Here is a 12492-nt window from a genome sequence, read left to right as displayed (position 1 = left end):
GACGTTAAGTGAAGGCGAAATTCTTCTTGAGTTAGCGTAAAAACGTCGTCCCCACGAAGGTGGGGACCCAATCTTGCAAGCGTTTCGACGACGTTTGCAGAACTTGGGTCCCCGCCTGCGCGGGGACGACGTATTTGACGGCTAGCTCAGCAGCTTAACTTAACGGCATCAGCCCCACGCCGGTGTTTAATTGCGACGCTCAGTTGCAACACTGCGTTGCTGCACTGTCTTGCCGCACTGCGTCACTGCACTGCATTGAATCCTTAACGATAATGAGTTATCATTAGGTTTCGCTGATGGAGCATCATTGCCACCAGGGCGCATTCGACGACCAAGGATTCCCATGACTGACTTCACCGGCAGGCGCACGCCGTTCGCACTGGCTTGCGTACTGGTCCTTGGCGGCCCGCTGGCCGCCCACGCGCAATCGACCGCTGCGCCTGCGACCGTCGTCGTGTCCGCCAGCGGGCTCGGCGTGGCCAGCGACGACATGGTCACGCCGGTAACGTCGATCGGCGGCAACGAGCTGGTACGTACCCGCCAGTCGACCCTGGGCGAGACCTTGTCGAGCATGCCGGGCATTACCTCGAGCCATTTCGGCGCCGGCGCCAGCCGTCCGATCATCCGCGGCATGGATGGCCCGCGCGTGAAGATCCTGTCCGACGGTTCCGAGATCCAGGACGCCTCCACCATCAGCCCCGACCACGCCGTCGCTGTCGAATCCGTCCTGGCCGAGCGCATCGAAGTCTTGCGCGGCCCGTCGGCCCTGGCCTATGGCGGCGGCGCCGTCGGCGGCGTGGTGAACATCATCGACCGCAAGGTGGCCACACCTCGTTCATCAAGGACTATGCGCCGCTGACCGGCCGTAACCTCACGGCCGGCCTGCGCGTACTGTTCTGACCGGACCCAATCCACCGGCGCGGCGAACGGTTTTCGCGGCGCCGGTTTCAAAGAAAGGAACAAGGGTTCATGAAATCCCTGATCAAATACGGCGATGTCGCCGGCATGGCGGCATCGATCCTCTGCCTGCTGCACTGCATGGCGATGCCGCTCGTGATCCTGGCGTTTCCGATGCTCGGGCTGGCTCACGTGCACGACACCTTCCACGACACGCTGATCGCGGCAATCACCGTGCCGGTCTTGCTGGCGCTGGTGCCCGGCTACCTGAAGCACCGCGACAAGACCACCCTGCTGGTCGGCTGCGCCGGCCTGGCGATCTTTCTCGGCGCCGTGTTCGTCGCCAGCCCGCTGTTCGGCGAAACCGCCGAAGCGGTACTCGCCGTCATCAGCGGCTTCATGCTGCTGTATGCGCACCTGCGCAACCGCCGGCATTGCAAGCGTTGCGGCGCTCGCGCACAGGACGCCGCCGCCCATTCCGCGCCGGCATCCTGCCATCCTCACTGATTGCTACAAGCCCGAGCGTTGCGGTCCCGCCAGTGTTCGGATCTGGAAGAGGTAGCGCTCGCCGAACAGGAAGGTCTCGGAAAACGTCATCAGGTCGGCGTGTTCCGGCCCCAGGCCATCGGGTGGCGGTAGCGGACCGCTGCGGCGCAGCGACGCCAGCGCGACCTCGGAGGCGCCCTGGTCGCGCGAGCGCTGCACCTGGACGTCGGCGAGCTGGCCCGCGCGGTCGACCGTGATGTTCAGCACCACCACCGCCGGCAACATGGGCGGCAATTCTCCCTCGAACACTCTTTCTGGATTGTGCTGCATGACGTGACGCGCGACGTCGGCTTTATAGGCGTCGAGCGTGCGTGTTGGGGGAGGGGCGGGGATCGGCGTCAGGGGAATGGTCACCGCCCGGGCCTGGGGCGCTGGCGCCCGGGTCGACGTGCCGCATGCGGCCAGGGCCGCGAGCACGATCAGTGCGAAGAAGACGAACAGGCTGCGATGAGGGTTCTTCATGGCGGATGCAGGATGGTCGCAGGTCGCGCCGGGATTGGCGTACCAGTTCGACCCATCCGTGCATCCGGAGTTCCTCTACCGTTCCGTTACTTCAGCCGAACAGGCGCTGCAGTTCCTGGCCGGGATGTTCCGCGCGCATGAAGGCTTCGCCGACCAGGAAGGCGTGGACGTCGGCCTCGCGCATGCGCTGCACGTCGCCCGTTCCCAGGATGCCCGATTCGGTCACCACCAGGCGGTCCTTCGGGATGCGCGGCAGCAGGCCGAGCGTGGTGTCGAGGGTGACGTCGAAGGTGCGCAGGTTGCGGTTGTTGATGCCCAGCAGCGGTGTCTTGAGCTTGAGCGCGGCATCGAGTTCCGCGCCGTCGTGCACCTCCACCAGCACGTCCATGCCGAGGTCCATGGCGCAGGCCTCCAGTTCCGCCATCAGGCCGTGGTCGAGCGCGGCCACGATCAGGAGGATCGCATCGGCGCCCATCGCGCGCGCTTCATAGACCTGGTAGGGGTCGACCATGAAGTCCTTGCGCAGCACCGGCAGCGCGCAGGCCGCGCGCGCCTGCTGCAGGTATTCGCTCGAGCCCTGGAAGAACTGGACGTCGGTCAGCACCGACAGGCAGGCCGCGCCGTGTTCGGCATAGCTGCGCGCGATCGCGGCCGGCTGGAAGTCGGGACGCAGCACCCCTTTCGACGGCGAGGCTTTCTTGACTTCGGCGATCACGCCGGCCTGGCCGCCCGCGATTTTCGCGCGCAGGCTCGATTCGAAGCCGCGCAGGGTGGCGCGCGCTTCACGGTCGCTTTCCACGTCGCTGCGCAGGCTGGCCAGGTCGCGGTGCTTGCGGGCCGCGGCCACTTCGTCAGCCTTCACGGCCAGGATCTTGTTCAGGATGTCGGACATCGATGTTCTCGCAGGTGGAATTAATTGGCCGCGCCGAGCTGGCGCGTGACCTGGACGAACTGCTCCAGCTTGGCGATGGCGGCGCCGGAGGCGATCGCCTCGCGCGCCTTGTGTAGGCCGGCTTCGATCGAGCCGGTCACGCCGGCCGCGTACAGCGCGGTGCCGGCATTCAGGGCCACGATGTCGTGCGCCGGACCCGGCTCGCCGCGCAGCGCTTCGAGCACGCGCGCCTTCGACTCTTCGGCGTTGCTGACCTTGAGGTTGCGGCTCGAGATCATCGAGAGGCCGAAGTCTTCCGGATGGATCTCGTATTCGCGAATCTCGCCGTTCACCAGCTCGCCGACCATGGTGCCGGCGCCGAGCGAGACTTCGTCCATGTTGTCGCGGCCCCAGACCACCACCGCATGCTCGGCGCCGAGGCGCTGCAGCACGCGCACCTGGATGCCGACCAGGTCGGGGTGGAACACGCCCATCAGGATATTGGGCGCGCCGGCCGGATTGGTCAGCGGCCCGAGGATGTTGAAGATGCTGCGCACGCCCAGTTCGCGCCGCACCGGGGCCACGTGCTTCATCGCCGCATGGTGGTTGGGCGCGAACATGAAGCCGATGCCGGTCTGGGCGATCGACTGGGCGATCTGCTCGGGCGTGAGGTCGATGTGGGCGCCGAAGGCCTCGATCACGTCGGCGCTGCCGGACGCGGAAGAGACGCTGCGCCCGCCGTGCTTGGCCACGCGCGCGCCGGCGGCTGCGGCCACGAACATCGAGGCGCTCGAGATGTTGAAGGTATTGGCGCCGTCGCCGCCGGTGCCGACGATGTCGAGCAGGTGGGAGGTGTCGGCCATCGGCACCTTGGTCGAGAACTCGCGCATCACCTGGGCGGCGGCGGTGATCTCGCCGATGGTTTCCTTCTTGACGCGCAGGCCCATGGTCAGGGCCGCGACCATGGTCGGCGACATTTCGCCGGCCATGATCTGGCGGAACAGTGACAGCATCTCGTCGTGGAAGATCTCGCGATGTTCGATACAGCGCAGCAGCGCTTCTTGTGGGGTGATCGGCATGATGGTTCCAGTTCGTCTAGACGTAATGAGGGCGTGGCGCCGCGAGCGTGGCGCGCACGCATGGACGCATCAGCGCGTCAGGAAATTCTTGAACAGGGCGTGACCGTGCTCGGACAGGATCGATTCGGGGTGGAACTGCACGCCCTCGATGTCGTAGTCCTTGTGGCGCACGCCCATGATCTCGCCGTCGTCGGTCCACGCCGTCACTTCGAGGCAGGACGGCAGCGAAGCGCGTTCGATCGCCAGCGAGTGGTAGCGGATCACGGTGAACGGGCTGGGCAGGTCGGTGAACACGCCTTCGCCGATGTGGGCGATGCTCGAGGTCTTGCCGTGCATGACCTGCTTGGCGCGGATCACCTTGCCCCCGAAGGCTTCGCCGATCGCCTGGTGGCCCAGGCACACGCCCAGGATCGGCAGCTTGCCCTTGAATTCGCGCAGGATGTCGAGCGAGATGCCGGCATCCTGCGGCGCCTTCGGGCCCGGCGAGATGCAGATGCGGTCCGGCTTCATCTCGGCGATCTGTTCAAGCGTGATCTCGTCGTTGCGCACGGTGCGGACAGTCTCGCCCAGCTCGCCGAAGTACTGGACGATGTTGAAGGTGAACGAATCGTAGTTGTCGATCATTAGCAGCATGTCAGAACTCCCCATCCAGGCCGTCTTGCACTTGCTCGGCGGCGCGCAGCACGGCGCGCGCTTTCTTTTCGGTCTCTTGCCATTCCATCTCGGGGATCGAATCGGCCACGATGCCGGCCGCGGCCTGCACGTACAGGTTGCCGTCCTTGATCACGCCGGTGCGGATCGCAATCGCCACGTCCATCTCGCCGCCGAAGCTCAGGTAGCCGCAGGCGCCGCCATAGATGCCGCGCTTGACGGGCTCGAGTTCGTCAATCACTTCCATCGCCCGCACCTTCGGCGCGCCGGTGAGCGTCCCCGCCGGGAAGGTGGCGCGCAGCACGTCGAGGTTCGACATGCCGTCTTTCAGCTTGCCTTCGACGTTGGAGACGATGTGCTGCACGTGCGAGTATTTTTCGATCACCATGCGGTCGGTGACCTTGACGCTGCCGGTGTCGGCGATGCGGCCGATGTCGTTGCGCGCCAGGTCGATCAGCATCACGTGCTCGGCGACTTCCTTCGGGTCGTTGAGCAGCTCTTCGGCCAGCGCCGCATCCTGCTCGGGCGTCGCGCCGCGGCCCCGGGTGCCGGCGATCGGGCGCAGGGTGACCTTGCGGCCGCCCTCGGGCGACTGCTCGTTGCGCACCAGGATCTCGGGCGAGGCGCCGACGATCTGCATGTCGCCGAAGTTGTAGTAGTACATGTACGGCGACGGGTTCAGCGAGCGCAGCGAGCGGTACAGCGACAGCGGCGAATCGACATAGGGCTTGCGGATGCGCTGGCCGATCTGCACCTGCATCAGGTCGCCGGCCATCACGTATTCATGGGCTTTCGCGACGGCCTTGAGGTAGTCTTCCTTGCTGAAGTCGCGCACGGCCTCGGTGCGTACCGAGCTCGAGGTGACCGGGGCGTCGACGCTCCGGCGCAGCATCATGCGCAGGTCTTTCAGGCGCTGGCGGCCGCGCGCGTAACTCTCTGGCTGGCCCGGGTCGGCGTACACGATCAGGTACAGCTTGCCGGACAGGTTGTCGATCACGGCCAGTTCTTCGGTCACCATCAGCTGGATGTCGGGCAGGCCCAGTTCGTCGCGCGGGCAGGTATCGGCCAGCTTGCGCTCGATGTGGCGCACCGTGTCGTAGCCGAAGTAGCCGGCCAGGCCGCCGCAGAAGCGCGGCAGGCCGGGACGCAGGGCCACCTTGAAGCGCGCCTGGAATTGCTCGATGAAGTCGAGCGGGTTGCCCTCGTGCGTTTCGATCACTTCGCCGTTCTTGACGATCTCGGTGAGGTTGCCCGTGGTGCGCAGCAGCGTGTGGGCCGGCAGGCCGATGAAGGAATAGCGGCCGAAGCGCTCGCCGCCCACCACCGACTCCAGCAGGAAGGTGTTCTTGCCGGTGTGCTGGGACTGGGCCAGCTTGAGGTAGAGCGTGAGCGGGGTTTCGAGGTCGGCGAAGGCTTCCGCGATCAGTGGAATGCGGTTGTAGCCCTGGTTGGCCAGCGACTTGAATTCGAGTTCGGTCATGTTTTCTCCGGACCGCCCGGCAAGGTGGGGCGGTGGTGTGCTTCAAAAAACCTGCCGGTTTGGTATCGCGGACACTATCGCGGATACAAGCGCCGGCAGCAATCGGTACGGCTCAGTTAGCCCAGGATTGCCAGCGTCGCCACAGCCAGGCCTCAAGGGCGCGGGTCTGGTTGACAGTGTGTTTTTTGGTGAAAAACATGATTAGATGACTTAGTTTGCGGTGCGATTGTGTGCAGCGATCAGGGCCGCTGCTTCGAGCAGCGAATCAACTATACCATCGGATTGAATTTCTTGCACAGGGCGTCCGTGGTTGTAACCGTATGGAACGGTCAACACGAAGCAGCCCGCGCCACGGGCGCTTTCGGCATCGTTGGACGAGTCGCCGATCGCCACCACGCGGCCCGGCGGCAGGTCGAGCGCGGCGCAGGCGCCGAGCATGGGCATCGGATCCGGTTTCTTCTTTGCGAACGAATCGCCGCCGAACACCTGCTCGAAGTAGGGCGCCAGGCCTTTCTGGTCGAGCAGAGGCAGGGTAAAGGCAACAGGCTTGTTGGTCACGCAGACCAGGCGCAGGCCGAGGTCGCGCATGGCTTGCAGGCCCTCGAGCACACCGTCGAACAGGGTGCTGCGCTGGCCATTGATGGCGAGGTAGTGACGCTGGTAGCCGGCCATCGCTTCTGCATGCGCCGCTTCCACGCGCGCCGCGTCCCAGTCGAGCAGGAGTGCGTCGCGCACCAGCTTCTCGGAGCCCTTGCCGACCAGCGGCTTGATCACCGCCTGGGTGATGGGCCCCAGGCCGAGGTCAGCGCGCATGCCGTTCAGGGCCGCCTCGAAATCGGGCACCGTGTCGAGCATGGTGCCGTCCAGGTCGACGATGGCGGCCTGGATGCTTGCAGCGCCGGCCCGCATTACTTACCCACCGTCGCCAGTTCGGCGCGCATGGCGTCGATCACGGCCTTGTAGTCCGGCTTGCCGAAGATGGCCGAGCCGGCGACGAAGGTGTCGGCGCCGGCGGCGGCGGCGGCGGCGATGTTCTCGGCCTTGATGCCGCCATCGACTTCGAGCATGATGTCGCGGCCCGATTCATCGATCATGCGGCGCGCGATCGCGATCTTCTTGAGCGCTTCGGGGATGAAGGACTGGCCGCCGAAGCCGGGGTTGACCGACATGATCAGGATCATGTCGATCTTGTCCATCACGTGTTCCAGGTGGTGCATCGGCGTACCCGGGTTGAACACCAGGCCGGCCTTGCAGCCGTGGTCGCGGATCAGTTGCAGGGTGCGGTCGATGTGTTCCGACGCCTCCGGGTGGAAGGTGATGATGTTGGCGCCGGCCTTGGCGAAATCGGGGATGATGCGGTCCACCGGCTTGACCATCAGGTGCACGTCGATCGGCACGTCCACGTGGGGACGGATCGCCTGGCACACCAGCGGGCCGATGGTCAGGTTCGGGACGTAGTGGTTGTCCATCACGTCGAAGTGGATGATGTCGGCGCCGGCGGCGACGACTTTGCGCACTTCCTCGCCCAGGCGGGCGAAATCGGCGGACAGGATGCTGGGAGCGATGCGGTAGGTGGTCATGGACGATGGAGCGGGATTGAATGAAGCCGCTATTCTACGCCGGTCCGGGACCGGCTTGCAGTGCCCTGGCCCCGGGCCGCGCCGGGATTGGGCCGCAGGCGGTATCATGTTGTTGTTTGCGCCATACGGCGCGCCGGCCGCCGCGAAGAGCGCAGCGGCCTTGTCCACGATCATCCAAGGAAACCCGATGCCCGCCTACGATTTCACTGTCACCGTCAGAACGCAATACCTGCCGGAGCAGTCCGACCCTGACCGGAACCAGTTCGTGTTCAGCTACACCATCACGATCAAGAACACCGGCAGCATCGCGGCCCAGCTCATCTCACGCCATTGGGTGATCCTTGACGCCAACAACCAGATGCAAGAGGTACGCGGACTGGGCGTGGTCGGCCACCAGCCCCTGCTGCAGCCGGGCGAACAGTTCGAATACTCCAGCGGCACCCAGCTCGGCACCGCCCAGGGCTCGATGCGCGGCGAGTACTTCTGCGTGGCCGAAGATGGCCACCGCTTCGAGACCCCGATCCCCGAATTCGTGCTGTCGCCGCCGCGTTCGCTGCACTGATCAGGGCCGGGTGTCGTCGCGTTCGTCGACCCTGCGGTCGACGTCCTTGCGGTCGACGTCCTTGCGGCCGGCGAACATGGTCCACCAGACGATAAATACGAGCAGGAACAGCGCCACGCCGGCTTCCACCATCAGGATCCACATTTTCGTCTCCATGCCTTCTATTGATACGACACGCCGCAGTGTACCCTCCCTGGTCGCCCTCGTCTGCCTGCTGAGCGCCTGCTCGACCACGCCGCAGCCATCCCAGCCGCCCATCACGATGCCGCCGCCGCTGGGGCCGGTGGTGGTGCCGCCTACGCCGCCCACCGAACAGCCGGCGCCGACGCCCGCGCCTTCGCCCCAACCTCCGCCCGCGCCGACGCCGCCCTTGACGCCAGTGAGTTTCGAGGCGCTGCCCGGCTGGCGGCAGGACGACGTGCGCCAGGCATGGCCGGCTTTCCAGCAGTCGTGCGGCGTGCTGGCCGCGCGCGCGGCCGAGTGGAAGGCGCCATGCGCGGCGGCGCGCTCGGTCGACGCCGGCGACGCGGCGGCGGTGCGCCGCTTCTTCGAGACGTATTTCACGCCCAACCAGGTGCGCAATCCCGACGGCACCGACACCGGCATGATCACCGGCTACTACGAAGCGATGCTGTACGGCGCGCGCAAGCGCGGCGGCGCTTACCAGACCCCGTTGTACCGGGTGCCGGACGATCTGGTCACGGTCGACCTGGGCGGCATTTATCCCGACCTGCAGAACCGGCGCCTGCGCGGGCGGTTGTCCGGCAAGACGCTGGTGCCCTATTACAGCCGCGCCGAGATCGACCGGGCGCCGCTGAAGGGCAGGGAACTGCTGTGGGTGAACGATCCGGTGGAGGCCTTCTTCCTCGAGGTGCAGGGCTCGGGCCGCGTGCAGCTCGATAGCGGCGAAACGGTGCGCGTCGGCTATGCCGACCAGAATGGCCATCCGTACAAGGCGATCGGCCGCTGGTTCGTGGAGCAGGGGATATTGACCCCAGAGCAGGTGTCGGCGCAGTCGATCCGCGCCTGGCTGGCGGCCAACCCGGCGCGCCGCCAGGAAGTGCTGAACGTGAACGCCAGCTATATCTTCTTTGCCGAGCAAAAGGTGACGGACCCGAACGCCGGCCCGCGCGGCGCGCTGAACGTGCCGCTCACGCCGGGCCGCTCGATCGCGATCGACCGCAGCATCCTGCCGCTGGGCGCGCCGGTCTGGCTGTCGACCACCATGCCCAAGGATGGCGCGCCGTTGCAGCGCCTGGTGATGGGGCAGGACGTGGGCGGCGCCATCCGCGGCGCGGTGCGGGCCGACTTTTTCTTCGGCTTCGGGCCCGAGGCCACCGAGAATGCGGGGCTGATGAAGCAGCAGGGGTCGCTGTGGGTGTTGCTGCCCAGGACCGTGGCGCCGGACGCCGTCCCATAAGGCCGCGTCCGCCAGTTAATCTGCAGCGTATCCTTTCTGACGCAAGAACCTGCTCGACTTGACGCGTACGTAAAGCGCTAGAATCGCAGAGTCGTGATTAACCAATGAAGGGTGTGATATGGACTATGCTGACCTGTTGATCGAGAACCATGGCAAGGTTGCCGTGGTGCGCCTGAATCGTCCAAAGGCGATGAATGCGCTGAATGACAATATGATGAACGAGCTGGGCGACGCCCTGCGCAAGTTCGACAAGGATCCTGCGATCAATGTAATCGTGCTGACGGGCAGCGAGAAGGCGTTCGCGGCGGGCGCCGACATTGCCGCCATGGCCAATTACGATTACCAGGAAACCTACGGCAATAACTACATCGGCCGCAACTGGGAGCACATCCTCGACGTGCGCAAGCCGGTGATCGGCGTGGTGTCGGGTTATTGCCTGGGTGGCGGCTGCGAGCTGGCGATGATGTGCGACTTCCTGATCGCCGCCGACAGCGCCAAATTCGGCCAGCCCGAGATCAAGGTCGGCGTCACCCCGGGCGCCGGCGGCACCCAGCGCCTGCCGCGCGCGATCTCCAAGTCGAAGGCAATGGACATGCTGCTCACCGCGCGCATGATCGATGCGCTCGAGGCCGAGCGCAGCGGCCTGGTGTCGCGCGTGTATCCGGCGGCCGAGGTGATGAATGAGGCGATCAAGATCGCCCAGGACATCGCCGAGATGCCGGTGTCGGTGGCGATGCAGATCAAGGACAGCGTCAACCAGGCGTACGAGACGACCCTGAGCCAGGGCGTGGCCTACGAGCGGCGCTATTTCCACGCCGGTTTCGGCACGCCTGCCCAGAAAGAAGGCATGTCGGCCTTCCTCGAGAAACGCAAGCCGGATTTCGACGGGCTGTAATCGATGGGCCCGCGCCGGGGATGGCTGGTGCTGCCGGGGGCGCTGCTGGCGCTGTCCCTGGCGCTGACGAGTTGCTCGTCGTTGCCGCCGCTGGACGGCAGGGTGGCGAGCACGGCGATCGCCGACACCGACGATACCCGTCTCGGCAAGGCGCTCACGCCCCTGACGATGGCCGATCCCGGCCTGGCAGGCATCCATGCCCTTGCGGACGGGCGCGACGCCTTCGCCGCGCGGGCCCTGCTGGCGCAGGCTGCCGACCGCAGTCTGGACGTCCAATACTATATCTGGCGCAATGACACCACCGGCCGGCTGATGTTCGACGCGCTCAGGCGTGCGGCCGAGCGCGGAGTGCGTGTGCGCCTATTGCTCGACGATAATAATACGGCCGGGCTGGATGAATCGCTGGCCGCGCTCGACGCCCATCCGATGATCGAGGTGCGCCTTTTCAACCCCAACGGCATCCGCTCCCTGCGGGCGGTCGGCATGGTCGCCGATTTCATGCGCCTGAACCGGCGCATGCACAATAAATCGTTCACCGCCGATAACCAGCTCACGATCATTGGCGGGCGCAATGTGGGCAACGAATATTTCGGCGCGGCGGGTGAAATCTCGTTTGCCGATCTCGACGTCATTGTCGCGGGCCCGGTCGTGCGCGCCGTGTCGGACGATTTCGACCTGTACTGGAATAGTCCGTCGGCCTACCCCGTGGAGCTGCTGGCGCCGGATGCCGCCGCCACGCCCGCCTGGAAGCCCGATGCCGAGGCGCAAGTCTATATGGAAGCCATCAGGCGCTCCGCATTTCTCGAGCAACTGGTGGAAGGAAGCTTGCCGCTGGAATGGGCACGCGCCAGGTTCGTCAGCGACGATCCGGCCAAAGTGATGGGGACGGCGGTGCCGGAAGCGAATGTCGCCTTCAAGTTGCGGGACATCCTGGGCGAGCCGCGACGCAGCCTGGATCTCGTTTCACCTTATTTCGTTCCCGGCCACGAAGGAACGGCCGCTTTCGTCAACCTGGCCAAAAAGGGCATCCGGACCAGGATTTTGACCAATTCGCTGGAAGCGACCGACGTCGCGGCGGTACATGCCGGCTACGCCAAGTGGCGCAAACCCTTGCTCGAATCAGGGGCGACCTTGTACGAACTGCGCCGGGACGCCACCGACGAGCCGACCCGGGACCAGCGCGGCGCCGGCAGCGGCGCCGGGAGCAGGATAGGCAGTTCGGACGCCAGCCTGCATGCCAAGACCTTCGGCGTGGACGGGAATCGGGTCTTCGTCGGCTCATTCAACTTCGACCAGCGCTCCATTCACCTCAATACCGAGATGGGGATGGTGATCGACAGCCCGGCGCTGGCGACGCGCCTGACCGAAACGCTGGACCGAACCTTGCCGACGCACGCCTATGAAGTGAAGCTCGATGATCGCGGTTCGGTGATCTGGCTGGAGCGGCGCGGCGACCAGGTAATCCGGCATGAAACGGAACCTGGCACGAGCTGGTTCAAGCGGGCCGCGGTGAAGGCGCTATCGTGGCTGCCAATCGACTGGCTGTTGTAGTCGCCACACTTTCTCTCGCGCCCTCTTGCGGACCCTGCGTTTGATTTGTTATAGTTCGCCTCCGCTTCGGAACTGACTGAAAAACGCGAGCCAAATCAAACGGTTAGCGCAATGAGGTCAGCAGTGAAAACTGCGGCGAAGCGAAACGAAGGGGGTTGACGAGGTTTTAGGAATACAGCATAATCTCTCTCCTCTGCTGCTGACGAACAAAACGATTCGCAGATGCAGCAAGGCAGTACCGAATTCTGATCTTTAAAAATTAACAGTCGATAAGTGTGGGCGTTTGATGAAGGTGCCAAGAACCTCGGTTCTTGCATACTTAAATTATCAAATGTTCGCACAAAGTATTAAACGTTGTCTCAGCAATGAGATGACGGTCAGTATTTTGAGTGAGCGACTCGGCTAGCAATAGCCGATGACTCGAAAGAGTCAACAAACAGAGATTGAACTGAAGAGTTTGATCCTGGCTCAGATTGAACGCTGGCGGCATGCTTTACA

The 12492-nt window shown here is 64.8% G+C and carries 13 protein-coding genes and 1 pseudogene; 6 read left to right on the top strand and 8 right to left on the bottom strand.

Annotated features, from left to right (window positions below; all coding sequences use genetic code 11):
- Positions 1-343: 343 nt before the first annotated feature.
- Positions 344-829 (top strand): annotated as a pseudogene (locus ACZ9AQ_RS22235) (TonB-dependent receptor plug domain-containing protein); the annotation flags it as partial.
- Positions 830-969: 140 nt separating this feature from the next.
- On the top strand, positions 970-1404 hold the full coding sequence (locus ACZ9AQ_RS22230) for a MerC domain-containing protein (RefSeq protein ID WP_429206848.1): 435 nt from the start codon (positions 970-972) through the stop codon (positions 1402-1404).
- Positions 1405-1407: 3 nt separating this feature from the next.
- Here ACZ9AQ_RS22230 and ACZ9AQ_RS22225 read toward each other — a convergent pair whose 3' ends face one another.
- The 7 genes from ACZ9AQ_RS22225 to rpe form a co-directional block, all read right to left on the bottom strand.
- Positions 1408-1905, bottom strand: a complete 498-nt coding sequence (locus ACZ9AQ_RS22225) for a TonB C-terminal domain-containing protein (protein WP_429206847.1) — start codon at positions 1903-1905, stop codon at positions 1408-1410.
- Positions 1906-1996: 91 nt separating this feature from the next.
- On the bottom strand, positions 1997-2797 hold the full coding sequence (gene trpC, locus ACZ9AQ_RS22220) for an indole-3-glycerol phosphate synthase TrpC (protein WP_429206846.1): 801 nt from the start codon (positions 2795-2797) through the stop codon (positions 1997-1999).
- Positions 2798-2817: 20 nt separating this feature from the next.
- Positions 2818-3855: an anthranilate phosphoribosyltransferase gene (gene trpD, locus ACZ9AQ_RS22215; protein ID WP_429206845.1), complete on the bottom strand. Its 1038-nt coding sequence runs from the start codon at positions 3853-3855 to the stop codon at positions 2818-2820.
- Positions 3856-3924: 69 nt separating this feature from the next.
- Positions 3925-4488, bottom strand: coding sequence for an anthranilate synthase component II (locus ACZ9AQ_RS22210; protein ID WP_429206844.1), 564 nt, complete (start codon positions 4486-4488; stop codon positions 3925-3927).
- A 1-nt stretch (position 4489) separates the two neighbouring features.
- Complete coding sequence (gene trpE / locus ACZ9AQ_RS22205; RefSeq protein ID WP_429206843.1) at positions 4490-5986, bottom strand: anthranilate synthase component I; 1497 nt, start codon at positions 5984-5986, stop codon at positions 4490-4492.
- Positions 5987-6196: 210 nt separating this feature from the next.
- Positions 6197-6895 (bottom strand): phosphoglycolate phosphatase, encoded by a 699-nt coding sequence (gph, locus tag ACZ9AQ_RS22200; protein WP_429206842.1) that lies wholly within the window; start codon positions 6893-6895, stop codon positions 6197-6199.
- Positions 6895-7566: a ribulose-phosphate 3-epimerase gene (gene rpe, locus ACZ9AQ_RS22195; RefSeq protein WP_429206841.1), complete on the bottom strand. Its 672-nt coding sequence runs from the start codon at positions 7564-7566 to the stop codon at positions 6895-6897. The genes gph and rpe overlap by 1 nt, the downstream gene beginning before the upstream one ends.
- Positions 7567-7753: 187 nt before the next feature.
- Here rpe and apaG point away from each other — a divergent pair, with 187 nt between their 5' ends.
- A complete protein-coding gene (gene apaG / locus ACZ9AQ_RS22190; RefSeq protein ID WP_429206840.1) occupies positions 7754-8128 on the top strand; it encodes a Co2+/Mg2+ efflux protein ApaG in 375 nt (124 codons plus the stop codon).
- Here the strand turns inward: apaG and ACZ9AQ_RS22185 are convergent, their stop codons facing one another.
- Positions 8129-8284, bottom strand: coding sequence for a hypothetical protein (locus ACZ9AQ_RS22185; protein WP_429206879.1), 156 nt, complete (start codon positions 8282-8284; stop codon positions 8129-8131).
- Here ACZ9AQ_RS22185 and mltA point away from each other — a divergent pair.
- The 3 genes from mltA (at position 8283) to ACZ9AQ_RS22170 (ending at position 11994) form a co-directional block, all read left to right on the top strand.
- A complete protein-coding gene (gene mltA, locus ACZ9AQ_RS22180) occupies positions 8283-9548 on the top strand; it encodes a murein transglycosylase A (RefSeq protein WP_429206839.1) in 1266 nt (421 codons plus the stop codon). The two genes, ACZ9AQ_RS22185 and mltA, sit on opposite strands and share 2 nt — an antisense overlap.
- 118 nt (positions 9549-9666) lie before the next feature.
- A complete protein-coding gene (locus ACZ9AQ_RS22175; protein WP_429206838.1) occupies positions 9667-10443 on the top strand; it encodes an enoyl-CoA hydratase in 777 nt (258 codons plus the stop codon).
- 3 nt (positions 10444-10446) lie between these two features.
- Positions 10447-11994 (top strand): phospholipase D family protein, encoded by a 1548-nt coding sequence (locus ACZ9AQ_RS22170; protein WP_429206837.1) that lies wholly within the window; start codon positions 10447-10449, stop codon positions 11992-11994.
- The last annotated feature ends 498 nt before the right edge of the window (positions 11995-12492 follow it).

This window comes from Massilia sp. UYP34 (assembly GCF_056279385.1).
This window is presented reverse-complemented; position numbering and strand designations above follow the sequence as displayed.